We start from the raw sequence: 23,836 nt of genomic DNA, 5'->3' as shown, positions 1-23,836 counted from the left end.
GTGTGTGGTTCTGTAGCTGTGTGTCTTCTCAGAAATGGGCTGCGGTGTGGTCGGCTGTGCATGAGGAACGACGCGCCCTGAGCGCGGACCTCGCATCGGAGCCGACGCATCGGTGGGCAGAGCAATCTCTCTGCCCGGGGTGGGACATCCATGATGTCGTCGCTCACCTCATCGACGCCGCGAAGACGACGCGAGTGGGGTTCGTTCGGCGTCTGATAGCGGCGCGGTTCGATTTCGATCGTGACAATGCGGTTGGGGTCGCGCGTGAGCGTCGAGCGAGTCCGGAGGAGACGCTGGCCGAGTTCGATCGGGTCGTCGGGGAGACGAAGACGCCGCCAGCACCGCCGGCGACTCGTCTCGTGGAAGCCATCGTGCACGGCGAGGACGTCCGCCGGCCACTGGGTCTGCACCGCGAGTACCCGATCGCTCACGTCGTCACGGCCCTGCGCTACCAGCTCAAGACATCCGTCTCTATGGGGGGCGGCCGAGAGCGCGCACAAGGCTTTTGTCTGGTCGCCGTCGACTCCGACTTCTCGTCTGGTACGGGACTCGAAGTCCGAGGTAACGCTCTGACGTTGCTACTTGCGGTTTCTGGCCGCTCACTCGAGGCAGGTGAGCTGCTCGGCACTGGAGCGCCCGCCTTCATGGAAAAACTCGCAACGCGCGACTGACCGACAACCGGACGACCTGAGGAGAACGACAATGCCCGACGACGACGCGAACTCGCAGTCCAAAGAGGCCCGTTTCTCGGCGCCGATCATCGCGGACAGCAACAGCGGCTGGCTCAGCGTGCACATGCCAGGCTCAGCTGATTACTTCGGAACAGGCAAGGCCGTGAAGGTCGAGGGAACCGTGGACGGCCACCCGTACGCCGCGACAATGCTTCCCGTGGGTGGCGGAGTGCACATGATGCCGCTGCGCGCAGCATTTCGAAAGGTCCTCGGCAAGGGCCTGGGCGACCAGGTAGACGTCCAACTGCGCCGCGACGGCATCCGGTGATTCATCCCTACGTGGGACGGCGGGGAGCGGCCTGAAGGAGGAGCTACCGCTATTCGCGACTCTCGAAGAGATCAGCGTCGCCCTGTACAGAGCAAGGAGCGCACCGTGAGCACGAGCCCTGGGCCGCTGTGATGGTCGGGGAAGTAGCTCTTCGATACCACCCACGGATCTGCCGGGTCAGGCCGCGCCGAGGCCTGTCACGGCGCCCGCGATCGCGACCGTCTCGACGCCGTCGGGCCACCGGAGGCGCACACCCGGCTCGGCCACGACCCGTCCGACCGCCGCTGTCGACGTCATCGGGGTTCCCATGCGGCTCTCGCCCGGTCGATCGGCGGTGATCATCGCGAAGCCCGGGAAGCATGCCAGCCAGTCGGCGGTTGCTGCGGCCCTCGGAGTCGGGACGGCCGCGAGGTCGAGCACCGCGCCTCCTCCGCTCGCTTCGGCGAGCATGCCGACCGTGCCGACGAGCCCCGCCATGCTGACGTCCTTCGCCGCCCGGGGCCGCGCGAAACCCACGGAGTCGGCCATCGCCCGCAGCTCATCGCTGCGACGCCTCGAGGTCGAGTCCCACTGCGTCCCGGCGAAGCCGGGCCGCCAGCCACCGGAGAGATCGGCGGTCACGGACAGCTCGTCGCCGACCGTCGCGGCGCCGGGGACGGGAGAGTCCGTGCGTCCGAGCCCCGTCACGCTGAGCGCGGCCGGAACGCCGAGCTGCGTATGGCCGCCGAGCACCGGTAGCCCCCAGGCCTGCGCCGCCGAGGCGATTCCCTCCACGACGCGGGCGGCGAAGGAGGCGTCGCGCGCCCCGATCGCATCGACCAGCCCGACTCCGCTCGCCCCCATCGCCGTGAGGTCGTTGACGTTGACGAGGACCGAGCACCACCCTGCCCATTCTGGATACCGCTCGACCATGGACGGGACGATCGCGTCACACACGGCGATGAGGTGGGTACCGGGCACGGGTGCGCCGTCATCACCCACGAAGCCCGCGCCGCCGAGACCGCCGCGCGCGGCGAACGGAGCAAGCAGCGAGCCGAGCGCCGCCTTGGCCGATCTGGCCGCGCGATCGAGGCGGTCGATCGGCCATCGCATGCGCACGTGGGGAGCGCCGGCGACGGTCACCTCGCCGATGCGGTCCCAGCCGAGCCGCCGGAACAGCACTTCGTTGCGCGTCTGCACCGAGGCCTCGAAGCGCAGGACTCCACGCGTCTCCGCCTCGGCGCACGCCGCGCGGACCAGCGCCGCGCCGATGCCCGCGCCACCGCGGGCCGCGCGGGACACGACGAGCCGGCTGCCCGTCCACCAGCCGAGATCGCGACCGCGTTCGACCGGCGCGAGCCGCACGCCTCCGAGCACGTCGCCCTCGGCCGTCACCGCGACCAGCACGAGGCGGCGCGGGTCGTCGTCGGAGTCGTCGGCGTCACTGCCCGCGAACAAGCCCTGCTCGGCCACGAACACCTCGCGCCGCAAGGCCAGGTAGGCCGCGATCTCGCGCTCTCCGGCGAGCGTCACGGTGAAGGGTGCCGCCCGTCGCGTCCCCTCGAGGATCGAGAGCTGCATCACGCACCAGCCGTCTTGAGCACTCCACACGCGCCGCAGGCGGCACAGCCGGCGCTCTGACCGCTGCTGAGCATCCCCGCCGCGATGAGCAGCGAAGCGACCTGCGCGCTGACGCTCTCGAGCAGCGAGCCGGCCGGAGGCAGCGCATGGTCGACGTCGGTCGCGAGCGTCCCTCGCAGCGGCCGGAACGGAACGACGAACGGGTACACGCCCATCTCGATCAGCTCTTGCGCGCTCGCGACGAGCTCGTCCGGGTCTTCACCGAGGCCGACGAGGAGGTAGGTCGAGACCTGGTTGCGGCCGAAGATCCGCACCGCCTCCCGCCACGCCCAGCGGTACTCGTCGAGTGTCACCCGCGCCTTGCCGGGGGTCCAGCGGCGGCGCACGTCGTCGTCCATCGACTCGACGTGGATGCCGATCGACACGGCACCGGCATCCTTCAAGGCCTGCAGCGCCGACACGTCCGACGGAGGCTCGCACTGCACCTGGATCGGCAGCCCAGGCACCGCGTCGAGCACCGCACGGACGCAGCGCGCGAGATGGGTCGCCCCGCGGTCGCGCCCCTTGGAGGTACCGGTGGTCATCACCATCTGGCGTATCCCGTCGAGCCGCGCCGCGGCCTCCGCGACCTCGGCGAGCTGCGCCGGGGTCTTCACCGCGATGGTCGACCCGGCCTCGAGCGACGCCTCGATGGCGCAGAAGCGACAGCGTTCGGCCTCGTCGTAGCGCATGCATGTCTGCACGACGGTGGTCGCGAGGATGTCACGCCCGTGCAGGCGGGCGATCTTCTCGTAGGAGACGCCGTCGGCGGTCTCGAGATCGTAGAAGCGAGGGCGGCGCACCGGCGTGACGTCGAGGCCGATGTCGGCGCCCTCGAGGAGCAGCCGGTCGCCGCGCACGACATACGGGCTCGTCGGGTTGACGGGGATCGCGGCGCCGAGACCGCCGAGGACGACGTGTCCGTCGTCGCTCGGTCCGGCACCGGCCTCGCGGTGGACGGGAGCCTCGACGTGGATGCCCTTCAGGGCGAGGTCGACGCGAGTGCGGAGCGTGGGGATCCCGAGATCGGTCACGGATGACTCCTTCGTGGCTCGCCGAGGGCGGGCCTGACGGGCCGCGCAGCACGCGGCCGGGATGTCGATGCGTTCGTCTCGCCCCCGAGTCAACGACACGAGTGTTTCGAGTCGATGACGAGCCCGAAGCGGTCTCGTTACGGAACGGCTGTCACACAGGCTTCTTCCGCCCGAAACCACTTCGAAACACACCATCGGCTTGACTGAGGTCGTTCCACTCGGCACCACCGCTGCATCCGGCGGCCCTCATCCCGCGTCGTCTCAACGCCCCCGGAAGCTCCGCACATCGCTCGTCGAGCTCATTCGGCGTACCCGCAACCAGGAGGAAGCACATGCCCGTTTCGCAGGAGATCGAAGACCAGGTCACCGCCAACATCGAGAAGTCGCGATCCGAGATCGCCCACCCGTCGCTTCCCAAGGGCAGCAATCTCTACGGCTCGACCAAGGTGTTCCCCGACTATCAGGCCGAGGAGGGGGAGTCCTATCTCACGCTCGTCCACGGCATCGCGCACGAGTCCTCGGTCAGCTTCGTCGCCGTGCTGCAGGCCACTCGGGCGGCCCGCAAGGGCTACGAGTCGGCTCTCTACTTCTACGGACCCGGCACCATCAACGCGATGGCGACCCGCGGCTTCCCGACCGTCGGCGACTCCGGATTCCCGGGCGAGCAGAACCTCAACAACGCCATCGAGACCTTCATCGGCGAGGGCAACCGCGTCTTCGTCTGTCGCTTCGGCATGGCGCTGCACGGCCTGCGCGAGGAGGACCTCATCGAGGGGTGCATCCCCTGCCACCCCCTCGACGTGCAGGACGCGCTCATCCATTACGCCCGCAAGGGCGCCATCATCAACTCCACCTACAACCTGTAGGGGGCGTCGATGACCCTCGTCGGATCGGTCGCGGCGAACTTCACTCGCGACCTCGATCAGAACTACGCGCTCATCGCCTCGCTGGCGCAGGAGGCTCGCGAGCGGGGAATCGAGTTCCTCGTGCTCCCCGAGGCCGCGATCGGCGGATACCTCTCCTCGCTCGGCAACCACGGTGACACCGTCAAGACCACGTCGCGGTCGCTCCCGCCGGCCATCCGGCTCGACGGACCGGAGCTGCGTCGAGTGCAGGAGATCGTCGGCGACCTGATGGTCGCCATCGGCTTTTGCGAGCTCGACGACGACGGCGAGACGCGTTACAACGCGGCCGCCCTTCTCGATGGCGGTCAGGTCTACGGCAGCTACCGCAAGGTGCATCAGCCGCTGGGCGAGCACATGTCGTACTCGGCAGGGCCCGGGTACGGCGCCTTCGACACCCCCGTCGGTCGCGTCGGGCTGCAGATCTGCTACGACAAGGCGTTTCCGGAGGCGGCGCGCTCGATGGCCCTCGACGGCGCCGAGATCATCGCCTCGCTCTCCGCCTGGCCTGCGGCGCGCACGGCGACCGCCGAGAACCTGCAGGACGATCGCTGGACGTACCGCTTCAATCAGTTCGACATCGCGCGGGCCCTCGACAATCAGGTGTTCTGGCTCGCGTCGAACCAGTCGGGCACCTTCGGCTCGTTGCGGTACGTCGGCAACGCCAAGGTGGTCGACCCGGGAGGCAACATCCTCGCGACGACGCTGCTCGGAGCAGGGATGGCCGTCGCCGACATCGATGTGCGTGGCACCTTCGAGGCGATGCGCGGCGGGATGTTCCACCTCCGCGACCGCCGACCCGACGCCTACGACATCGACCGCATCTGGAACGGAGGCCTGGTCGATGCCTGAGATGACCTTCCACGTGCGCTGGCCCGACGGCTCCGAGGAGCGCTGCTACTCGCCGAGCCTTGTGATGCACGACTACCTCAAGGCCGGAGCGCAGTACCCGGTCGCCGACTTCGTCTCGCGCTCGAGCGAGGCCCTGAGCCTCGCCTCCGATCGGGTGCGCGAACGGTTCGGCTTCGTCTGCACCTCGGCGATGCAGCAGCAGAGCGAGATCGTCGAGACCTCGCGCCGCTTCGACGGCGGCCTGGTGCGCGTGCTGGCGATGGACCCGCCCCTGCCGGAGGTGCCGCGATGAGCGCCGAGATCAGCCCCGGGCGGCACGTCGAGGTCGCGATCATCGGAGGCGGTCAGGCCGGGCTCTCGCTCAGCCGCCTCCTCACCGACGACGGCACCGACCACGTCGTCCTCGAGCGCACCACGATCGGGCACGACTGGATCGACCGCCGCTGGGACGCCTTCACTCTCGTCACGCCCAACTGGCAGTGCCGTCTGCCGGGCTACCCCTACGACGGCCCCGACCCGGACGGGTTCATGACCCGCGACGAGGTGCACGCCTGGGTGCGGCGCTACGCCACCACCTTCGACGCTCCCGTCGCCGAGCACGTGGAAGTCACCCGTCTGCGCGAGAGGGCCGGCGGAGGCTTCGAGCTGGTCACCAGCGCCGGTGCCATCACGGCCGACCAGGTCGTCGTGGCGACCGGCGGCTACCACCGGCCGGTGCTGCCGGCGGTCGCCTCCCGCCTCCCGCTCGACATGGTGCAGCTCCACTCGGCCGACTACCGCTCGGCCGAGGCGCTCCCTCCCGGTGGCGTGCTCGTGGTGGGCAGCGGGCAGTCGGGCGCGCAGATCGCCGAAGACCTGTTCCTCGCCGGCCGCGACGTGCACCTCGCCCTCGGCAGCGCGCCCCGCGTCGCAAGGTTCTACCGCGGTCGCGACTGCGTCGCCTGGCTGCAGGACATGGGCGTCTACGACGTCCCCGTCCACGCCCAGGTCGGCGGTCTCACCAAGCGGGAGTCGACGAACCACTACGTGACGGGCCGAGGAGGCGGGCGCGACATCGATCTGCGAGCCTTCGCCCGGGAGGGCATGCACCTCTACGGCCGGCTCGCGGAGGCGGAGGGGGCACGTCTTCGCTTCACCCCCACCGCGGAGGCGTCGCTCGACTACGCCGATTCGGTCGCGGAGTCGATCAAGGACGACATCGACCGGTACATCGCCGCTCACGGGATCGAGGCACCCGTCGAGGCCCGCTACGAGCCCGTTTGGCGGCCCGAGGCCGAGAACGAGCGGCTCGACCTCGCCGAGGCGGGCGTGACCAGCGTGATCTGGGCGGTCGGCTTCCGCTCCGACTACCGCTGGGTCGAGGTCGGCGTCTTCGACGGGGCGGGCCACCCGACGCACCAGCGCGGAGTCACGAGCACCCCGGGGCTCTCGTTCCTCGGGCTGCCCTGGCTGCACACCTGGGGATCCGGTCGTTTCGAGGCGATCGCCCGCGACGCGGCACATCTCGCGGAGGAGGTCCGTCGCGTGCGGGAAGCGCATCGCTTCACGCGGGAGCGCGAGTCGGACCTCGCCGGATAGCCTCGGCGCATGGCGGAGACGGTGATGGGTGCGGTCGCGGCGCACTTCGGGCGCGATCTCGAGCGCACCCTCGCCAAGCTCCCCGGCATCATCGCCCAGGCGCGCGATCGCTCCGTCGACCTGCTCGTGCTGCCCGACGCCACGCTCGGCGGCTACCTCCTCGACATGCACCACCCGGGTCCCGACGACCTGCCGCCGAGCGTCGAGCTCGACGGACCCGAGGTGGCGAGGGTCGCCGAGCTGGCCGGAGACATGACGGTCTGCTTCGGGATCGCCGAGCGTGCCCACGAGGGCGGCCGGGAACTGCGCTACAACACGGCCGTCTGCGTGCACGGAGGCGCCGTCATCGGCACCCACCGCAAGGTGCACCTCCCGTTGGGCGAGTCGGAGGCGTATCTGCCGGGCTCCGACTTCACCTCCTTCGACACTCCGGTCGGGAGGCTCGGCATGCTGATCGACTTCGATAAGACGTTCCCCGAGTCGGCGCGCTCGCTCGCCCTCGACGGAGCCGAGGTGCTCGCGTGTCTGAGCGCGTGGCCCGCGAGCGTCACCGACCGCTCCGATCGCATCCGCAATGACCGCCAAGCCCACCTGTTCGACCTCTACGACTGCGCCCGAGCGGCCGAGAACCAGGTCTACCTCGTCTCGTCGAACCAGACGGGCGTGCTCGGCGGACTGAGGTTCCTCGGCCAGGCCAAGGTCGTCGACCCGGCCGGTGAGATCGTCGCGAAGACCTGGGCGAAGGGCGGGCTCGCGCTCGCCTCCGCCGACATCGGCGCCTCGGTGGCGCGGGCGCGGCGCACGATGAACCACCTCCGCGACCGCGCGGGCCACGCCTACCGGAGCTGAGATGCGGATCGCATTGCTGACCTACTCCACGCGCCCGCGCGGAGGAGTGGTGCACACCCTCGCCCTCGCCGACGCTCTCGCTGCCGCCGGGCACGGCGTCGAGGTGTGGACGCTGGCGCGTGACGGCGACGCCTCCTTCTTCCGGGCCGTCGATCCCACCGTGACGGTCCGGGTGGTGCCGTTCGAGAGTCGCGAGGGGGAGGCGGTCGGCGCCAGGATCGTGCGCTCGATCGCCGTCATGGGCGCGGCCCTGCGCGGGCTCGACGCCGACGTGGTGCACGCGCAGGACTGCATCTCGGCCAACGCGGCGCTCACGGCGGGGCTGTCTCCGGTGCGCACCGTCCATCATCTCGACGACTTCACGACTCCCGAACTGCGCGCCTGCCACGACCGGGCGGTACGCCTGCCGCGAGCGCTGCTGTGCGTCTCGGCGGCGGTGGCCGAGGAGGTGCGCGAGGGCTGGGGGCGTCTGCCCACCGTGATCCCGAACGGCGTGGACGCGGCCCGGTTCGCCGCCGCGGCAAGCGACCCGCTGACCTCGCAGTGGCGATCGCAGCTCGGCCGCTATGTGCTCGCGCTGGGCGGCATCGAGCCGCGCAAGGGCAGCACCGACCTGCTGGAGGCGTGGGCGATCCTCCGCGATCGCGGGCACGACGTCGCACTGGTGTTCGGTGGGGGAGAGACGCTCTTCGACTACCGCGACTACAGGGCCGAGTTCGACCGCCGAGCGGTGTCGCTCGGTGCCGATCCGCTGATCCTCGGCACGATCCCGGAGGAGCGGCTCGCCGCACTCGTCGCGGGGGCCTCCGCCCTGGGTTTCGTGTCGGTCAAGGAGGGGTTCGGCCTTGCGGCGATGGAGGCGCTCGCCGCGGGGGTACCCGTCGTGGCACGCGAGCTGCCGGTGATCCGGGAGGTCTTCGGCGACACGGTGCGGTACGGGAGCGATCCGGAGTCTTTCGCGGACGCGCTCGAGGCGGCGCTGGACGGCGGGGGCGGCTCGGCGGCGGGGCGGGAGCTGGCGTTCTCGCACTCGTGGGACGACGTGGCGGCGCAGCATGTGCGGTTCTATGGACGCCTCCTCGGCGCCGACCCCGGCCTCCACTCGTGACCCGGCGCTCGATCTCGCGCATTCTGACGGGCCTCGCCGAGGCGGATCCCGACCGTGTCGTGGCGTTCGCCGACGAGGGCGCACTGACCGCGGTCGAGCTCGACCGCGAGAGCAACCGTCTCGCCCGTGCCTACCGCGATCTCGGCGTCGGCACCGACGACCTCGTCACGGTCTCGTTGCCGAACTCCCTCGACGCCGTCGTCGTCTGCGCCGCGATCTGGAAGGCCGGTGCGATCCCGCAGCCGGTATCGACGCAGCTGTCCGCGGAGGAGCGGGCCGCGGTCGAGCAGATCGCTGCGCCCGCGCTCGTGGTGGGCGCCGCCTCCGACCGGGTGCCGTGGCGCGCCGGCGACTGGCGCCCGGACCAGCGGGTGCCCGAGTCTCTCGTGGAGGACCGGTGGGCGTCCTCGTGGAAGGCGCCCACCTCGTCCGGCAGCACTGGTCGACCGAAGGTGGTGCTCGCGAGCGGACCGGCGCTGCTCGACCCCGAGGCTCCCGTCGCCGCGTTTCTGCCGCGCGAGGGGGTGCAGCTCGTGAGCGGCCCTCTGATGCACTCGGCCACGTTCACCTACGCGTTTCGCGGGCTGATGACGGGGCAGACTCTCGTGATTCTGCCGAGGTTCGAGGCGAGCCGGGTGCTCGAGGCGATCGAGTGTCACCGGGTGACCTGGACGCTGCTCGTGCCGACGACGATCCGCCGCCTCCTGAGCTCGCCTCTGCGCGCCCGCACCGATGTCTCCTCGCTGGAGGCGGTGCTGCACCTGGGCGCGCCGTGCGCTCCCGAAGACAAGCGGGCGCTGATGGACTGGCTCGGAGCAGAACGGGTCCTCGAGGTCTACGCCGGCAGCGAGTCGAACGGCCTCACGATGATCCGCGGCGACGAATGGCTCGAGCGGCCCGGCAGCGTCGGCCGCCCGATCGGAGGCACGGCGGTCCGCATCCTGCGCGACGACGGCTCGCAGGCCGGGCCGGGCGAGGCCGGCCGTATCTGGATGCATCGCGGCGACGAGCCCGCGTACCGGTACCTCGGCGGCTCGTCGTCGCGGACCCCAGAGGGGTGGGACACCCTCGGCGATAGGGGCCGCGTCGACGCCGACGGATGGCTGTGGGTGCTCGACCGGGCCGATGACCTGATCGTGCGAGGCGGTGTCACCGTCTTGCCCGTCGAGATCGAGCGCGCTCTTGAGGCTCACCCCGGGGTCCGCGAGGCGGTCGCCTTCGGCGTGCCCGACATCGAGCTGGGCCGCGCCATCGAGGCGGTCGTCGACATCGGCGAGGCGACGGTCGATGCCGACGCGCTCCTCGCCTCCGTGAACGCCCGGCTCGGCAGCGAGCGCCGGCTGCGGTCGGTGCGCCTCGTGCGGGAGCCGCTGCGGAACGACGCCGGCAAGGTGCGGCGGTCGTCGTTCGTGTCCGACACACCCCCTGTGCCCTCGGATGTCGATATCGCCCTCCGCCGTTCGACGCCAGAGTAGGAGGGCGCACCGAGCGCCCCACCGACCAGACGGAGAACCCCATGAAGTACATGCTGATCATGCGCGCGACCGACGCTGCCAAAGAGGCGTACGCCGCGATCCCCTTCGACGAGATCATCACGAAGATGGGCCAGTACAACGAGTCGATGATGAAGGCCGGCATCCTGCTCGCGGGCGACGGCCTCGCCGACGACGTCGCGACCACCGGCTTCGTCGTCGACTTCGCCTCCGAGCCCCCGGCTGTCACCGACGGCCCCTACGGCGAGACCCACGAGCTGTTCAACGGCTTCTGGATGATCCAGGTCTCCTCGAAGGAGGAGGCGAGGGAGTGGGCGCTGCGCTGCCCGCTCGCCCCCGGCAGCAAGCTCGAGGTGCGCCGGGTCACGGACGAGAGCGACTTCGCCGACTTCGCCGACAACGAGTTCGTGCAGAAGGAGGCGGGCTGGCGCGAGGAACAGGCCGCCCGCGACTGATGGACGACATCCGGGCGAGCGTCGCCGCGGTGTGGCGCATCGAGAGCGCACGCATCGTGGCGACCCTCGCCCGCGTCACGGGCGACATCGGGCTCGCGGAGGACCTCGCGCAGGACGCTCTCGTCGAAGCGCTTCGGCAGTGGCCGGAGGCGGGGGTCCCCCGCAACCCCGGGGCCTGGCTGACCGCGGTCGCGCAGCGCCGCGCCATCGACGGCTGGCGGCGGCGGGCCGCGCTCGACGAGCGGTACCGCCTCCTCGCCCACGACCTCGAGCAGGGCATCGACGAGGCCTGGGAGCCGATCGACGACGACGTGCTGCGACTGGTGTTCACCGCATGCCATCCGGTGCTGTCGAGGGAGGCGAGTATCGCGCTCACGCTGCGCATGGTCGGCGGGCTCGGCACGGAAGCGATCGCGCGGATGTTCCTGGTTCCCGTCGCGACGGTGCAGCAGCGGATCGTCCGCGCCAAGAAGTCCCTCGCGGCGGCGGGAGTGCCGTTCGAGGTACCTGATCCCCCGGAGTGGAAGGCGCGGCTCGACGCGGTGCTCGGAGTCGTCTACCTGATCTTCACCGAGGGGTACGCCGCCACGTCGGGCGACCGGTGGCTGCGTGTCGAGGTCGCGAACGAGGCGCTGCGCCTCGGCCGCGTGCTGGCGGGTCTTCTGCCGCGCGAGCCGGAGGTGCTCGGCCTGCTCGCGCTGATGGAGGTGCAGGCTTCGCGCTTCGCGGCCCGCACGGCGCCCGACGGCAGTCCCGTGCTGTTGGAGGACCAGGACCGCACCCGCTGGGATCGGGCGCAGATCGAGCGCGGGCGGGCGGCGCTCCTCCGCGCCGATCGCGTCGGCCGAGGTCGTGGCGCCTACGGATTACAGGCCGCGATCGCCGAGTGCCACGCCGTCGCTCCGAGCGTCGCCGAGACCGACTGGGAGCGGATCGTGCTGCTCTACGAGGTGCTGGGGAGGGTCGCGCCGAGTCCCGTCGTCGAGCTCAACCGCGCGGTCGCCGTGTCGATGGCGACCGGCCCCGCCTCGGCGCTTCTGATCGTCGACCGGCTGTCGTCCGACGGCGCCCTGCGGGGGTCGCACCTGCTGCCGAGCGTGCGCGCCGAGCTGTTGCTGCGGCTGGGGCGGGGTGAGGAGGCTCGCGCCGAGTTCGCTGTGGCAGCCTCCCTCGCGGGCAACGACCGCACGCGCGCGCTTCTGCAGGCGCAAGCCGCGGGGCTCTGATCTCGGCTCGTTTTCGTTCCGCCACTCCCGCGCGTTGTCGTGCTCGGCCTGTCAGCACGACGAGTCTCGCGGAGTCGAAGCCCCGGAACTACTCCTCCGTGACCACGCCGCCCTCGACGCACCAGCGCCGCGTCAGCTGCACGGTGTCGAGCATCCGCCGGTCGTGGGTGACCAGCAGCAGCGTGCCCTCGTACGCCTCGAGCGCCTGCTCGAGCTGCTCGATCGCGGCCAGGTCGAGGTGGTTCGTCGGCTCGTCCAGCACGAGGAGGTTCGTGCCGCGCGCCTGGAGCAGCGCCAACGCCGCGCGCGTGCGCTCGCCGGGCGAGAGCTCGCCGACGCGGCGGCTCACATGCTCGGCTTTCAGCCCGAACTTCGCCAGCAGCGTGCGGACCTCCGCGGTCGGCCACTCGGGCACGAGAGCCTCGAAGGCGTCGGCGAGCGGCACATCGGAGGCGAGCATCGCGCGGGCCTGGTCGATCTCGCCGATCGCGACGCTTGCGCCCAGCGCGGCGCCTCCCTCCTCCGGTTCGACGCGGCCGAGGAGCAGCGAGAGCAGCGTGGACTTGCCCGCCCCGTTCGGGCCGACGATGCCGATGCGGTCGCCCGCGTCGACCTGGAGCGATACCGGTCCGAGCGTGAACGTGCCCCGACGGGCGACGGCCGCGTTGAGGGTCGAGACGACCGAGCTCGAGCGGGGCGCGCTGCCGATCGTGAAGGCGAGCTGCCACTCCTTGCGCGGCTCCTCCACCTCCTCGAGGCGTGCGATGCGGCTCTCCATCTGACGCACCTTCTGCGCCTGCTTCTCGCTCGACTCCGCCGAGGCCTTGCGGCGGATCTTGTCGTTGTCGGGCGCCTTCTTCATCGCGTTGCGGACCCCTTGGCTCGACCATTCGCGCTGAGTGCGGGCGCGCGACACGAGATCGGCCTTCTGCTCGGCGAAGTCCTCGTATTTCTCGCGGCGCTGGCGGCGGGCCGTGTCGCGCTCCTCCAGATATGCCTCGTACCCGCCTCCGTAGACCGTGTTCGTGCCCTGGGCCAGGTCGAGTTCGAGTACGCGCGTGACGCTGCGGGCGAGGAACTCCCGGTCGTGACTGACCAGCACAACGCCTCCGCGCAGCCCGCGGACGAAGGCCTCGAGCCGTTCGAGCCCGTCGAGGTCGAGGTCGTTGGTCGGCTCGTCGAGCAGCACGACGTCGAAGCGCGAGAGCAGCAGGGCGGCGAGGCCGACCCGCGCGGCCTGGCCGCCCGAGAGCGCGGTCATCGAGGAGGAGGCGGCGACCGCTGCGCCGTGCGCGAGCCCGAGCTCGGCGAGCACGATCGGCGTCCGCTCGTCGAGGTCTGCCGCACCGCTCGCGAGCCAGCGGTCGAGTGCGAGGGCGTACCGGTCGGCGATCGAGCCGTCGGGGTCGGGCTCGGCGAGCGCGGAGGCGGCGGCGTCGAGCTCCGACGAGGCGTCGGCGCAGCCGCTGCGGCGGGCGATGTATCCCGCCACGGTCTCGCCCTCGCGGCGTTCGTGCTCCTGGGGCAGCCATCCCACGAAGGCGTCCCCCGGGGCGAGTACGACGCTCCCTTCGAGCGCAGGGATGTCGCCGGCGAGGATGCGCAGGAGGGTCGTCTTGCCCGCGCCGTTCGCTCCAACGACCCCGACGACGTCTCCGGGAGCGACCGTCAGGTCGAGCCTGTCGAACAGGGTGCGGTGCGCGTAGCCTCCCGAGAGGCCCTTCGCGACGAGGGTGGCAGTCACCGGTCCAGCGTAGGCGGGCTCTCCTGGCTAGAGGGCCTTGTCACGAGAGTGTCTAGGATGGCGAGATGACCGAGACCACCGCCTCCCGCGGCGGGGGCTACTGGTACCCCGACGACTCCTCCACTCGGCGCGCCGTCGAGGTGCTCGGCGCCATGCGCGGCTACCGCGTCTCGGAGATGTCGATGCGTCGACGCACCCGCGAGAAGATGGCGATGGGCGAGACCGACCTCGTCGCGATCCAGTACCTCCTCCGCCGGCAGCGCGAGGGTGCTCTCGTCAGTGGCAAGGACCTCGCCACGCACCTCTCGATCTCGTCGGCCTCGACGACCGTGCTGATCGACCGCCTCGTGCGGAGCGGCCATCTGGTGCGCAAGCCCCACCCGACCGACCGCCGCGGGATCGTCGTCGAGGCGACGGTCGACAGCGACCGGGAGGTGCGCGAGACACTCCAGGCGATGCACCGTCGGATGCTCGAGATCGCCGAGGATCTGGACGCCTCCGAGGCCGAGATCGTCGTCACCTTCCTCCGCCGGATGAGCGCCGCCGTCGACGAGATCGCCGCGGACGTCGATGATCCGGAGAATTAGCTAGCTTCTCTAGTAATTGACTCCTCCGCGGATAGGGTGGAGACATGGGTCAGTTCCTCTACGGCACGCCGCCGGCTGTGATCGAGATCGAGGACCGGACCCTCGCCCATCTCCAGATCGTGATCTACGCGAAGTTCCGGCGCGACGAGCGCTTCAGCCTCACCCTCGATTCGATGCCGGAGGGCGCGCGGGGTCGGCATTCCTTCTGGATGAACCCCAACATCGCGCTGCAGTTCCACTTCGCCGGGAGCAGGCAGCCCACGATCAACCCGACGTGGGTGGAGCTCCTGATGGACGCTGCGAACAGTGGAGGCGGCTTGCGCGTCCTGTCGGAGCCGCCCGCCTGAGCGCGCCGGCCCGAGAGGACCAAGGGCCACTCGGGTCTGCTGCGTCTCCTAGTGTGTTCTCCGAGACGCCCGGGGATCGGTGCAGAGAGGCGGGGACATGCGCGCACGGTTCATCGGAGGCGCCGCAGCGCTCCTCCTCGCGTCGAGCCTGTCGGCGTGCGCGGCTCCCGCTCCAGCACCGACCGTGACGGTCACCGTCTTCGCCTCGGCTCCCGCGACGCCCACTCCCGATCCGACGGTCACCGCGGCGCTGCCCCAGGCCACGGCCACGGTCTTCGCACCCGTCCCTGAGGCGACCGTGACCTTCACGCCGAACGCGACTCCGGACATCCCGCAGACGGCGTTCGCAAGCGACAGCGGTGCCGTTCCCGGAGCGAACGGCACTCCCACGCTGAACGGCGCGGGTGACATCGTCAGCTACACGGTGGTGCAGGGGGACACGTTCTTCGACATCGCCCAGCGCTTCGGGATCCCCGTCCAGCAGCTGCTACGGATGAATCCGACGGTCGCGGGCGCGGGCGAGGCGGTCTACATCAACGCCGTGATCAACCTCGACGCGAGCACCCTGGGCTAGCCGGGTCGCGCGCAGTGCCGCGGTGACTACTGCGACTTCGGCAGGAGGTGGAACGCGACGGCGAGCGAGAGCGAGATCATCACGATGCCGCCGAAGAAGAGGAACCCCGCGATGTCGGGCAGCAGGAACGAATTGCCGAGGACGAGGATTCCGCCCAGAAACAGCACCAACGAGAGGACGACGCCCAGACCAGTCATGCGCTCATCGTACGCAGGTCAGGGGAGCAGGAGATCCGCGAGTTCGGCGGCCCCAGAGACCAGCGCGATCGTGCCGACGGCCTCGAGCGGCGATCCGTAGCCCCACTCGACCATGATCGTCGGCACTCCGTGCGCTGCGGCGCCGTGCACATCGTGCTCGCGATCGCCGACCATGACCGGCGTGGACAGATCGACCCCGAGCTCGCGAAGTCGGCGCAGAGCCTCCTCGACGACATCGGCCTTCGCGCTGCGCACCTCGTCCTCGGAGGCGCCGCAGATCACCGTGAAGTAGTGCGCGAGCCCGTAGTGCTCGAGGATGCGCGTGGCCGCCGATTCCGGCTTCGACGTCGCGAGCGACAGCGGCACGCCGGCTTCGGCGATGCGCGCCAACACCTCGGGCAGTCCGGGGTAGACGGAGGAGTCGAACAGGCCGCCCGCGTTGTAGCGCCGGCGGTAGACGACCAGCGCATCCTGCGCCTCCTCGACGCTCATGCCTCCGAGGGCGCGGAAGGCGTCGAGCAGTGGCGGACCGACGTAGGCGAGCAGCTCGACCGGCGTCGGGACGGGGCGACCGAGCTCGACGAAGGTGTCGACGAGCGTCGCGGTGATGCCAGGAGCGGAGTCGGTGATCGTGCCGTCGAGGTCGAACAGGATGCAGGACCACGTGCGGGAGCGCTCGCCGGTGCCCGTGGGGGCGGGGGTCGTGTGGGACATGGCGGCTCCTGAACTCCGTGGGGCGGGCGACCCGACAGGGTCGGGTCTGACACTCTACGGGCGTTCGGGGGTCGTGAGGTCCGCCGGGTCAGGGTGCCGGAGGCGCGTCGGCCCCGGCTGCGGCGGGAGGCCCGCCGAGCAGGCTCCTGCGGGCGAGCGCCTCCTCGACGAACCGGCGTGTGACGACCTGCGCGATGGATCCCGCATCGAGCTGCACGGCGACGAAGTCGGCCGTGTCGATGAGGGCGAAGGCGTCGGGCCCGGGCAGCACCAGCATCTGTACCCGCGGGTGCTGCTGGCGCGGCACCGCGGCGCGAAGCTCGTCCGTCGAGGTGAAGAGCGGGAGGACGGGCTCGCCCGTGGTCGTCGCCACCGTGCGCACGTGCGGCGCGCGTCCCGGCTGAGAGCCGGTGACGTCGACGACCAGTGAGCCCTCGAGGCACGCCGCCAGGAGGCGTTCGATGCGCTCGACGCTCGGCGCGGCGACCAGCGCCTCGAGCGCCTCCCGCGCTGCGGTGTTGCGGTACGGGCCGGGGCGCAGCGGGCGTGCGGGGGGAGTGCCTCGTCGTGCCATGCCTCCACGCTAGCCAACGCCGAGCGGGCGCGAGCACCGGGACGCAGGGGGAGGAGAAGATGTGGGGAACGGGGAAGAACGAGCGGATCCGAAGTGCCGTGGAGGCCTTCGACGGCCACCCGACAGGGAATCCTCTGCGAGTGTTCTGACCTTTTCCGCGCCAGGGGCAGGCATCATCCTCTGCTCGTTCGGACGCAACGCTTGTCGAAGAAATCGCTATTCACCCGGTCTCCGGGGAGGCATTCGCTCGAGCGATCGCCGAAGATCCGGCAAGAATACGTCACATCTGTCCGTGAATGGTGCCTCTTCGCTCGCGCAGGTAGTAATGTCTTCTGCAGTCCCCATGACTACAGGAGGAAAAGTGGCTCAGAAGATCACGCTTGTCGACGACATCGACGGAACGCCTATCGACTCGAGTGAGGGCGGCACCGTCCGCTTCAGCATCGAGGGTGCCAATTACGAGATCGATCTCGGCCCGGCCAACATCGCCGAACTGAACTCGGCTCTCGAGAAGTTCGTCTCGAGCGCACGACGCGTCGGCTCGCGTCCGGCTGCCGCTACCTCGGCCGCCGCGCCGAAGAGCGACCCGAAGCACCTCAAGGCGGTCCGTGCCTGGGCAAACGCCAACGGCCACCCGGTGTCCGACCGCGGTCGGATCCCGTCGGAGGTTCTCTCGGCGTACCAGGCCGCGCACTAAGGCCCTTCGCGCGCCGAGAAGGCGCGCACCGGGAAATGAGGGCTCGCGCCACTCGCGCACTTCGGGGCTCTGTCGATATCGACTCTGTCGAGAATCGATAGGGCTCCGCCCCGCCTCGGCAATGCCGGCGCACGCCGCCATCGCAGTCCGAGGTTCCCCGCGGAGCATGTCCGCGAGAGGTGCGAGGCCCTCGTCCGCGTCGGCGCTCATCGAGCGTCCGTCGCGGGCATTCCCCCGTCGTGGCCTAGACGACGAGACGGCGCCCTTACTCGGCCCGTCAGAACAGCCGCGTATGAGAATCGTCGACCCCGCGCATCGCCTCGTAGTCGAGTATCACGCAGCGGATCCCGCGATCCTGAGCCAGCGTCCTGGCCTGCGGTTTGATCTCCTGTGCGGCGAACACTCCCGTGACCGGGAACAGGTGCGGATCGCGATTCATCAGCTCCAGATAGCGGGTGAGCTGCTCGACTCCGTCGATCTCTCCGCGACGTTTGATCTCGACGGCGACCGCGGCGCCGGAGGAATCCCGTGCCAGGATGTCGACCGGTCCGATGGCGGTCATGTACTCCCGACGAACGAGCGTGTGCCCGTCTCCGAGAAGGTCGATCTGTTCGGCGAGCAGTCGCTGGAGATGCGCTTCGACGCCGTCTTTCACGAGGCCGGGATCGACGCCGAGTTCATGGGCTGAATCGTGGAGCACTTCGTGGATCGAGACGACGAGGGCGTCGCCGGTCTTGCGATGCGCGACCGTCCACTGCTCGATCACGCCTGCCTCCAGGGCCGCTTCGTCGGGCACAGCGGTGGTGAGGGTGCAGGGCGGGCTCATCCAGTTGAGCGGCTTGTAGGAGCCGCCGTCGGAATGCACGAGGACACTGCCATCGGCCTTCACGAGGAGCAGACGCGTGGCGAGCGGGAGGTGGGCGCTGAGACGGCCGGTGTAGTCGACGGAGCAGCGCGCGATGACGAGACGCACCCGACGAGGATAGACGGCGCGTCCTCCGGCGCGGGCGCCGTCTAGGCGGCGGCAGTCTCGTCGCGGGCGTCGAGGCGGGTGCTGCGAGCGGCCGGGGAGGCGATGCCGGCGACCACGACCAGCGCGAGCACCAGGAACAGTGCGTTCAGGATGCCGAAGTGCTCGCCGAGGAAGCCGATCGCGGGAGGTCCGACGAGGAAAGCGACGTAGCCGAGCATGGCGACCGCGCTGACGCGTGCTGCCGAGTGGGGTCCCTCCGCCGCGGCGGACATGCCGACGGGGAAGCCGAGCGAGCAGCCGAGCCCCCAGGCGACCGCTCCGACGATGACGAGCGCGTCGATCGGCCCGAGCACGAAGAGCAGGATTCCGACGACGGCGAGCAGCGCCGAGGCCCGCAGCACGGGCACGCGGCCGAACCGGTCGAGCACGGGGCCGCCGATCACGCGGCCGATCGTCATCGCGGCGACGAACACGCCGAAGACGATGGCCGCGGTGGTCTTGTCGGTGCCATGCCCGTCGACCATCGCGAGGGTCAGCCAGTCGTTCGCCGAGCCCTCCGCGAAGGCCATCCCGAGCATGATGATGCCGATGAGCACGAGTCGCCCGTCGCGCCAGACACCGAGGGAGGCGGCGACGCGTTCGCGCACCGGGGGGCGCGCCACCGAGACGCCCGAGGTGTCGAGCTCCTCCCGCAGCGGCACGAAACGGATAGCGACCACGGCCGTGACGGCGATGATCGCTCCGACGACGCCGAGGTGTGCCGCGACAGGGATCGCGAGGGCGGAGGCACCCGCGCCCATCAGCGCGCCCGCGACCGTGCCGAGACTGAAGAAGGCGTGGAAGAGGGGGAGCAGGGTGGTGCCGAACGCGGCCTCGTTGGCGGCGCCTTCGACGTTCATCATGACGTCGACGGCACCATTGCCGAAGCCGAGGAGGACCATGCCGGCGAAGGCGAGCGGCAGCACGCCGACCGTGTCGGCCGCGAGGCCGAGGATCGCGAGCCCGGAGGCGCTCACCACGAGCCCCGCGGCCATCCCGCGGCGCGCGCCGAGCGCTCCCAGGATCGGCGTGGAGAGCGCGAGGCCGACGATCGCCCCGATCGACATCGCGAGGATGAGCAGCCCGACTCCCGCTGTCGTGAGCTGCAGCTCGTCGCGGATCGCGGGGGTGCGCGAGATCCAGGTCGCTATCGAGATCCCGCTGAGCACGAAGATCGTGAAGACGGCATTGCGCCAGGCGACGAGCTGGGCGCGGGTCAGCGCGGTGGTGGAGGTCATGACGGGGCTTCCTGGATGGGCGCGACGCAATCGCTCCTCCCTCGGGGCACGGGGGCGAAGAGAGGGTCGAATCGATTCGACCGACGTCGGTCTAAGCTATCCAGAACGCCGGAGGCGGTCAAGGCGCCCGCGCGCCACGAGGCCGCCGACGTGGTCGCCCGACGAGGAGAAACCGTGGACGCAGAGCCTGACGACGTGCCGGCCGTGGACGCTCCGGACCCTCGCCCGCCGCATGCCCTCCAGGCTCTGCGACCGACCCTCGCGCGCGTCGCCGCCCGTGCCGGCGTCTCGCCGTCGACCGCCTCCCTCGCCTTCAGCGGGGGACCCATCTCACCCGAGACGCGCGAGCGCGTGCTACGTGCGGCCGCCGAGCTCGACTACGCGGGCCCGGATCCTCGTGCGCAGTCGCTGCGCCGGGGTCGCTCGGGCATCGTCGGAGTCGTCGTGGACGAGCGGGTCCTGCACGCCTTCCGCGACCCGATCAAGATCGCGATGCTCGACGGCATCGCCGACGTGCTCGGCGGTGTCGACGCCGGCATCCTCCTCCTCACCGACACGGAGGGGGGCTCGGGCCTGCTCGCGACGGCTCCGGTCGACGCCATGGTCCTGGTGGGCTGCAGCCCCTCGGTCGACGACTCCGTCGCGGTGCTGAAGCGCAGAGGGGTGCCGGTGGTGGTGGTCGAAGGCCTCTCGGACCTCGGGGCGGCCGTCGTCTCGCTCGACAACCGGGAGGCGAGCCGCACGCTGGCCGAGCACCTGCACGAACTGGGCCATCGCCGGGTCGCGGCGGTCACGCTCCCGTTCGCGAAGGATCGTCCGCGCGGAGTGCTGCCCGAAGAGTGGGAAGCGAGCTCGAGCATCACGGCGGTCGATCGGCTGCGGGGAGTGCGCGACGTCTTCGGCCCGGTGGTGGCGGTCACGGCGGCGGCGAGCGCGGTCGACGAGGGTCTCGCCGCGGGCCTGGCGCTGCTCGGGGTGGCCGAGCCTCCGACCGCGATCGTCGCGCAGAGCGATTTGCTGGCGGCGGGAGTCGTGCTCGCGGCCGAGCAGCTCGGGCTGCGGGTTCCCGACGACCTCTCGGTGGTCGGCTTCGACGGGGTGCAGGTGCCGGGCCTCGCGAGCGGCTACGACCTCACGACGATGGTGCAGCCGGCGGTCGAGAAGGGCCGTGCGGCGGGGCGAGCGGTGATCGTGCTGCTCGCGGGCGACGAGGCCGAGCCGGTGTGCTTCGAGGCCGTCTTCCACCGCGGCAACACGAGCGCGCCGCCGCGCTGAGGCGCGACGCGAGCCGGAGTTGTCCCCAGGTCTGTCCACAGGCGCAGAGGCCTCGGGACGAGGTTCAGCGCAGCCACGCGTCGCTGCGCACGCGCAGGCCGAGGGTGAGCGCCCGGGCGCCGAGGAACCCCACGGCGAAGGTCAGCCACAGGGCGAGGAGGCGCCACTCGGGCGGCGCGAGCGGCGCCGCAAGGGCCAGCGGGGCGAAGATCGCGAGGTTCACGAGACCGCTGAGTGCGAGATAGCGGCCATCGCCCGCGCCGATCAGCACGCCGTCGAGCACGAACACGAAGCCGCCGAGCGGGGCCGTGAGGCCGACCACCGCGAGGGTCGGGGGCAGCAGACGCACCACCTCCGGATCGCTCGTGAAGACGAGAGGCAAGACACCACTCAGTCCGGTTACGACGGCTCCGAGGACGATTCCCGCGCCGATTCCCCAGGTCACGCACCGTTTCGTCACGGCACGCGCTCGCTCGTGGTCGCCCTCGCCGAGGAGGCGCCCGAGGAGCGCCTGCGCTGCGATCGCCACAGCGTCGAGCGCGAAGGCAACCGTCGAGAAGAGCGTCATCGCCACCTGGAACGCGCCGAGCTCCTCCGCCCCGAGCGACGTCGCCGTCGCGACGGCGAGCACGATCGCCGCCCGAAGGCTCGCGGTGCGCACGAGCATCCACCCGCCTGACCCGGCCGAGGAGCGCAGCCCCGCGCGATGCGGTCGCACCGGCGCCCCCACCCGCCGGGCGAGCCGGAGCGTGACGACCGCGTAGGCGGCGAACATCGCCCACTGCGCAAGCACCGTCCCCAGAGCCGACCCGGTTATCCCCAGGCCGGCGACGTAGATCAGGGCCGCATTCAGCCCCGCATTCAGCGTGAAGCCGGCCGCCGCGATCACCAGCGGGGTGCGGGTGTCCTGGAAGCCGCGGAGCAGCCCGGTGAGCGCGAAGACGCCGAGCATCGCAGGGATCCCGGCCATGCTGACCGCGAGGTAGCGTGTGCCCGCCTCCGCGACCGCCGCCTCCGCCCCGAACAGCGAGATGACGGAGGGAGCGACGGCGGCGCCGACGACGGCGATCGCCGCGCCGAGCAGCAGCGCGAGCCAGCCGCCGTCGATCCCCGCCGCCACCGCACGGCGCTCGTCGCCCTCGCCCAGCGCCCGTCCGACGCGGGGCGTCGTGCTGTAGGCGAGGAAGACCATCAGGCCGACGACGGTCTGCAGAACCGCCCCGCCGAGAGCGAGCCCCGCGAGGGGCACGGCACCCAGATGCCCGACCAGCGCCGAGTCGGTGAGCAGGAACAGCGGCTCGGCGACGAGAGCGCCCAGCGCGGGCACGGCCAGGCGGAGGATGCTCCGGTCGAGCTCGCGTCGCAGCAGGGTCACGCCTCGACGCTAGCGCGACGGCCGACCTCCGCTCCCCGGGTCAGACCGTCGTCACCGCGTTGTCGCCGTGGTTCCCGATCACCTCGTAGGCAGTGCTGCCCACGGCGCGCACCGGGTGCGCGCTCAGATGCCCGGTCGCCCACTGGTTGCCGAGCACCGAGACCGCCCGCGCGTTCACCGCCTCCACGCAGTGCGTCCAGCCGGCGCCGTCGTCCTCGCAGGCGAAGATGTTGCCGGTGACGCTGAAGCCGGCGGTGCGCGCGCTCGGCGAGACTCCGAGGATCTGGATGGCGGGGTAGGTATTCGCCGCGCCTTTTCCTCCGTTGCTGATCGCGTTGCCCACGATCTGGATCTGCGCGAGGTCCTCGTCGAGCCACGGCGGCATCGTGTACACGAGAGACTGGCGGCGCGCGCCCTCCATGATGTTGTTCGCGATCGTGATCCTCCGATTGCCGCGGAGCTCGATATTGAGCTGGGGCGAGCCGTCGAGATGGTTCCCGAGGATGCGCAACGGGCCGCCCTCGACCGAGATGTCGGCGTAGCTGGCGCCGACGTTGTTCTCGACGATCCAGGAGTCGATCATCCGGTAGCTCGCCCAGATTCCGGTCCCCGTGCACTGGTCGATGCTGCAGCGCTGGATGCGGTTGAGCAGCCCCAGGTCGCCGAAGGTGCCGTCGTTCAAGCGCATGCCGTAGTCGGTCCAGCCGTAGAGCTGAAGGGAGTCGAGCACCGACTTGTCGAGGTGCGCCGAGATGCAGGGCGAGCCCAGGCCGTTCGCATCGAGGATCAGATTGTCGAGACGGCAGGAGGTGAAAGCGCCGCTGACGACGGGAGCGTTCGTCAGCGACTGCACCCGGGTCGAGAGCTCGCCTGCGCCGCGGAAGACGACGCTCGAGAGTCCCGACGCGCGGCCGATCGAGCCGGCGATGCGGTAGATGCCTCGCGGGAAGTAGACGACGCCTCCGAACGAGGCGACGGCTGCGTCGATCGCGGCGTCGATGGCCGGCAGGTCATCGGTCGTGCCGTCGCCGGTCGCTCCGTAGTCGTGCACGTTGTAGACCAGCTCGCCCTTGGCGACGGGTCGCTCGCCGGTGTCGGTGAGCACCTCGTCCGGCAGTTGCGGGAGGGGGATCGAGCCGGTCGCGTCGAGCGCGGCGACACCGCCGGGGGAGCCGACGGCCGACATCGGCACCGGGTCGGACGGGGCGGGGGAGGAGGTGAGCAGGGTCGCGCCAAGGGGAGTGGCGAAGAGGCTGCGGCGGGTGAGCTCTGCGGCGACGGCGGTGAAGAGGGGCATGCGCTCACGGTCGGCTCTCGGAGGCGCTCACACCGACCTCCGAACAGGGGCCTTGGTGCGGCACAGATCGTCGGCTCCCCCCCTCTCGGGAGCAGCGGACACGCGGGCGC

General features: G+C 70.8%; 26 protein-coding genes. 16 read left to right on the top strand and 10 right to left on the bottom strand.

Annotation, left to right across the window (positions count from 1 at the left end; all coding sequences use genetic code 11):
* Window positions 1-20: 20 nt before the first annotated feature.
* Window positions 21-671, top strand: a complete 651-nt coding sequence (locus ITJ45_RS00670; protein ID WP_323744228.1) for a maleylpyruvate isomerase family mycothiol-dependent enzyme — start codon at window positions 21-23, stop codon at window positions 669-671.
* Window positions 672-702: 31 nt separating this feature from the next.
* Entirely contained in the window at window positions 703-999 is a 297-nt protein-coding gene (locus ITJ45_RS00665; protein ID WP_194606926.1) for a DUF1905 domain-containing protein, read from the top strand.
* 177 nt (window positions 1,000-1,176) lie between these two features.
* On the opposite strand, the gene ITJ45_RS00660 is transcribed toward ITJ45_RS00665, so the two are convergent.
* Both ITJ45_RS00660 and ITJ45_RS00655 read right to left on the bottom strand, forming a co-directional pair.
* Window positions 1,177-2,559, bottom strand: coding sequence for an MSMEG_0567/sll0787 family protein (locus ITJ45_RS00660; protein ID WP_194606925.1), 1,383 nt, complete (start codon window positions 2,557-2,559; stop codon window positions 1,177-1,179).
* The gene (locus ITJ45_RS00655) at window positions 2,559-3,632 is read right to left on the bottom strand and encodes an MSMEG_0568 family radical SAM protein (protein WP_323742800.1); all 1,074 of its coding nucleotides are present in this window, start codon (window positions 3,630-3,632) and stop codon (window positions 2,559-2,561) included. The genes ITJ45_RS00660 and ITJ45_RS00655 overlap by 1 nt, the downstream gene beginning before the upstream one ends.
* A 332-nt stretch (window positions 3,633-3,964) precedes the next feature.
* On the opposite strand from ITJ45_RS00655, the gene ITJ45_RS00650 reads away from it, so the two are divergent.
* The 9 genes from ITJ45_RS00650 to ITJ45_RS00610 are packed head-to-tail and all read left to right on the top strand — an operon-like array spanning window position 3,965 to window position 12,095.
* A complete protein-coding gene (locus ITJ45_RS00650; protein WP_194606924.1) occupies window positions 3,965-4,498 on the top strand; it encodes an MSMEG_0572/Sll0783 family nitrogen starvation response protein in 534 nt (177 codons plus the stop codon).
* A 9-nt stretch (window positions 4,499-4,507) separates the two neighbouring features.
* Window positions 4,508-5,386, top strand: a complete 879-nt coding sequence (locus ITJ45_RS00645) for a carbon-nitrogen hydrolase family protein (protein ID WP_194606923.1) — start codon at window positions 4,508-4,510, stop codon at window positions 5,384-5,386.
* The gene (locus ITJ45_RS00640; RefSeq protein ID WP_194606922.1) at window positions 5,379-5,678 is read left to right on the top strand and encodes an MSMEG_0570 family nitrogen starvation response protein; all 300 of its coding nucleotides are present in this window, start codon (window positions 5,379-5,381) and stop codon (window positions 5,676-5,678) included. Before ITJ45_RS00645 ends, ITJ45_RS00640 begins: the two co-directional genes overlap by 8 nt.
* Window positions 5,675-6,964 carry an MSMEG_0569 family flavin-dependent oxidoreductase gene (locus tag ITJ45_RS00635; protein ID WP_194606921.1) on the top strand — a complete coding sequence of 430 codons (1,290 nt, stop codon included), beginning with the start codon at window positions 5,675-5,677 and terminating at the stop codon, window positions 6,962-6,964. The genes ITJ45_RS00640 and ITJ45_RS00635 overlap by 4 nt, the downstream gene beginning before the upstream one ends.
* A 9-nt stretch (window positions 6,965-6,973) precedes the next feature.
* Entirely contained in the window at window positions 6,974-7,813 is an 840-nt protein-coding gene (locus ITJ45_RS00630) for a carbon-nitrogen hydrolase family protein (RefSeq protein WP_194606920.1), read from the top strand.
* Window position 7,814: 1 nt separating this feature from the next.
* On the top strand, window positions 7,815-8,921 hold the full coding sequence (locus ITJ45_RS00625; protein WP_194606919.1) for an MSMEG_0565 family glycosyltransferase: 1,107 nt from the start codon (window positions 7,815-7,817) through the stop codon (window positions 8,919-8,921).
* Entirely contained in the window at window positions 8,918-10,396 is a 1,479-nt protein-coding gene (locus ITJ45_RS00620) for an AMP-binding protein (protein ID WP_194606918.1), read from the top strand. The genes ITJ45_RS00625 and ITJ45_RS00620 overlap by 4 nt, the downstream gene beginning before the upstream one ends.
* Window positions 10,397-10,437: 41 nt before the next feature.
* Complete coding sequence (locus ITJ45_RS00615; protein ID WP_194606917.1) at window positions 10,438-10,869, top strand: YciI family protein; 432 nt, start codon at window positions 10,438-10,440, stop codon at window positions 10,867-10,869.
* On the top strand, window positions 10,869-12,095 hold the full coding sequence (locus ITJ45_RS00610) for an RNA polymerase sigma factor (RefSeq protein ID WP_194606916.1): 1,227 nt from the start codon (window positions 10,869-10,871) through the stop codon (window positions 12,093-12,095). Before ITJ45_RS00615 ends, ITJ45_RS00610 begins: the two co-directional genes overlap by 1 nt.
* 88 nt (window positions 12,096-12,183) lie before the next feature.
* Here the strand turns inward: ITJ45_RS00610 and ITJ45_RS00605 are convergent, their stop codons facing one another.
* Window positions 12,184-13,839, bottom strand: coding sequence for an ABC-F family ATP-binding cassette domain-containing protein (locus ITJ45_RS00605; RefSeq protein WP_194606915.1), 1,656 nt, complete (start codon window positions 13,837-13,839; stop codon window positions 12,184-12,186).
* Between the two features lie 65 nt (window positions 13,840-13,904).
* On the opposite strand from ITJ45_RS00605, the gene ITJ45_RS00600 reads away from it, so the two are divergent.
* The 3 genes from ITJ45_RS00600 to ITJ45_RS00590 all read left to right on the top strand — a co-directional run bounded on the left by ITJ45_RS00600 (window position 13,905) and on the right by ITJ45_RS00590 (window position 15,347).
* Window positions 13,905-14,426, top strand: coding sequence for a MarR family winged helix-turn-helix transcriptional regulator (locus ITJ45_RS00600; protein ID WP_194606914.1), 522 nt, complete (start codon window positions 13,905-13,907; stop codon window positions 14,424-14,426).
* Window positions 14,427-14,470: 44 nt separating this feature from the next.
* Window positions 14,471-14,773, top strand: coding sequence for an ATP-dependent DNA ligase (locus tag ITJ45_RS00595; protein WP_194606913.1), 303 nt, complete (start codon window positions 14,471-14,473; stop codon window positions 14,771-14,773).
* 97 nt (window positions 14,774-14,870) lie between these two features.
* Window positions 14,871-15,347: a LysM peptidoglycan-binding domain-containing protein gene (locus tag ITJ45_RS00590; RefSeq protein WP_194606912.1), complete on the top strand. Its 477-nt coding sequence runs from the start codon at window positions 14,871-14,873 to the stop codon at window positions 15,345-15,347.
* Window positions 15,348-15,373: 26 nt separating this feature from the next.
* On the opposite strand, the gene ITJ45_RS00585 is transcribed toward ITJ45_RS00590, so the two are convergent.
* From ITJ45_RS00585 to ITJ45_RS00575, 3 genes are all read right to left on the bottom strand, one after another.
* Complete coding sequence (locus tag ITJ45_RS00585) at window positions 15,374-15,544, bottom strand: hypothetical protein (RefSeq protein WP_194606911.1); 171 nt, start codon at window positions 15,542-15,544, stop codon at window positions 15,374-15,376.
* A gap of 18 nt (window positions 15,545-15,562) precedes the next feature.
* Window positions 15,563-16,258, bottom strand: coding sequence for an HAD hydrolase-like protein (locus ITJ45_RS00580; protein ID WP_194606910.1), 696 nt, complete (start codon window positions 16,256-16,258; stop codon window positions 15,563-15,565).
* Between the two features lie 88 nt (window positions 16,259-16,346).
* Entirely contained in the window at window positions 16,347-16,832 is a 486-nt protein-coding gene (locus tag ITJ45_RS00575) for an SseB family protein (RefSeq protein WP_194606909.1), read from the bottom strand.
* A 361-nt stretch (window positions 16,833-17,193) separates the two neighbouring features.
* Between ITJ45_RS00575 and ITJ45_RS00570 the strand changes: the two genes are divergently transcribed.
* Window positions 17,194-17,529: a histone-like nucleoid-structuring protein Lsr2 gene (locus ITJ45_RS00570; RefSeq protein ID WP_194606908.1), complete on the top strand. Its 336-nt coding sequence runs from the start codon at window positions 17,194-17,196 to the stop codon at window positions 17,527-17,529.
* A gap of 277 nt (window positions 17,530-17,806) precedes the next feature.
* On the opposite strand, the gene nucS is transcribed toward ITJ45_RS00570, so the two are convergent.
* Complete coding sequence (gene nucS, locus ITJ45_RS00565; protein ID WP_194606907.1) at window positions 17,807-18,502, bottom strand: endonuclease NucS; 696 nt, start codon at window positions 18,500-18,502, stop codon at window positions 17,807-17,809.
* Between the two features lie 41 nt (window positions 18,503-18,543).
* A complete protein-coding gene (locus ITJ45_RS00560; protein WP_194606906.1) occupies window positions 18,544-19,779 on the bottom strand; it encodes an MFS transporter in 1,236 nt (411 codons plus the stop codon).
* A gap of 174 nt (window positions 19,780-19,953) precedes the next feature.
* On the opposite strand from ITJ45_RS00560, the gene ITJ45_RS00555 reads away from it, so the two are divergent.
* Window positions 19,954-21,054 carry a LacI family DNA-binding transcriptional regulator gene (locus ITJ45_RS00555; protein WP_323742799.1) on the top strand — a complete coding sequence of 367 codons (1,101 nt, stop codon included), beginning with the start codon at window positions 19,954-19,956 and terminating at the stop codon, window positions 21,052-21,054.
* Between the two features lie 64 nt (window positions 21,055-21,118).
* Here the strand turns inward: ITJ45_RS00555 and ITJ45_RS00550 are convergent, their stop codons facing one another.
* Together ITJ45_RS00550 and ITJ45_RS00545 are read right to left on the bottom strand one after the other, a co-directional pair.
* Window positions 21,119-22,429, bottom strand: coding sequence for an MATE family efflux transporter (locus ITJ45_RS00550; protein WP_323742798.1), 1,311 nt, complete (start codon window positions 22,427-22,429; stop codon window positions 21,119-21,121).
* A gap of 40 nt (window positions 22,430-22,469) precedes the next feature.
* A complete protein-coding gene (locus ITJ45_RS00545) occupies window positions 22,470-23,726 on the bottom strand; it encodes a glycosyl hydrolase family 28-related protein (protein ID WP_194606904.1) in 1,257 nt (418 codons plus the stop codon).
* Window positions 23,727-23,836: the final 110 nt, after the last annotated feature.

The organism is Rathayibacter sp. VKM Ac-2879, from assembly GCF_015351245.1.
Lineage (GTDB): Bacteria > Actinomycetota > Actinomycetes > Actinomycetales > Microbacteriaceae > Rathayibacter.
The sequence above is the reverse complement of the archived record's forward strand: the minus strand, read 5'-3'. Positions and strand labels throughout refer to the sequence as shown.

Coding starts and splice junctions, on each gene's coding strand:
- ITJ45_RS00665 (WP_194606926.1), top strand. CDS start 703: ATGCCCGACGACGACGCGAACTCGCAGTCCAAAGAGGCCCGTTTCTCG.
- ITJ45_RS00660 (WP_194606925.1), bottom strand. CDS start 2,559: ATGCAGCTCTCGATCCTCGAGGGGACGCGACGGGCGGCACCCTTCACC.
- ITJ45_RS00650 (WP_194606924.1), top strand. CDS start 3,965: ATGCCCGTTTCGCAGGAGATCGAAGACCAGGTCACCGCCAACATCGAG.
- ITJ45_RS00645 (WP_194606923.1), top strand. CDS start 4,508: ATGACCCTCGTCGGATCGGTCGCGGCGAACTTCACTCGCGACCTCGAT.
- ITJ45_RS00640 (WP_194606922.1), top strand. CDS start 5,379: ATGCCTGAGATGACCTTCCACGTGCGCTGGCCCGACGGCTCCGAGGAG.
- ITJ45_RS00635 (WP_194606921.1), top strand. CDS start 5,675: ATGAGCGCCGAGATCAGCCCCGGGCGGCACGTCGAGGTCGCGATCATC.
- ITJ45_RS00630 (WP_194606920.1), top strand. CDS start 6,974: ATGGCGGAGACGGTGATGGGTGCGGTCGCGGCGCACTTCGGGCGCGAT.
- ITJ45_RS00625 (WP_194606919.1), top strand. CDS start 7,815: ATGCGGATCGCATTGCTGACCTACTCCACGCGCCCGCGCGGAGGAGTG.
- ITJ45_RS00615 (WP_194606917.1), top strand. CDS start 10,438: ATGAAGTACATGCTGATCATGCGCGCGACCGACGCTGCCAAAGAGGCG.
- ITJ45_RS00610 (WP_194606916.1), top strand. CDS start 10,869: ATGGACGACATCCGGGCGAGCGTCGCCGCGGTGTGGCGCATCGAGAGC.
- ITJ45_RS00600 (WP_194606914.1), top strand. CDS start 13,905: ATGACCGAGACCACCGCCTCCCGCGGCGGGGGCTACTGGTACCCCGAC.
- ITJ45_RS00595 (WP_194606913.1), top strand. CDS start 14,471: ATGGGTCAGTTCCTCTACGGCACGCCGCCGGCTGTGATCGAGATCGAG.
- ITJ45_RS00590 (WP_194606912.1), top strand. CDS start 14,871: ATGCGCGCACGGTTCATCGGAGGCGCCGCAGCGCTCCTCCTCGCGTCG.
- ITJ45_RS00585 (WP_194606911.1), bottom strand. CDS start 15,544: ATGACTGGTCTGGGCGTCGTCCTCTCGTTGGTGCTGTTTCTGGGCGGA.
- ITJ45_RS00580 (WP_194606910.1), bottom strand. CDS start 16,258: ATGTCCCACACGACCCCCGCCCCCACGGGCACCGGCGAGCGCTCCCGC.
- ITJ45_RS00575 (WP_194606909.1), bottom strand. CDS start 16,832: ATGGCACGACGAGGCACTCCCCCCGCACGCCCGCTGCGCCCCGGCCCG.
- ITJ45_RS00560 (WP_194606906.1), bottom strand. CDS start 19,779: ATGACCTCCACCACCGCGCTGACCCGCGCCCAGCTCGTCGCCTGGCGC.
- ITJ45_RS00545 (WP_194606904.1), bottom strand. CDS start 23,726: ATGCCCCTCTTCACCGCCGTCGCCGCAGAGCTCACCCGCCGCAGCCTC.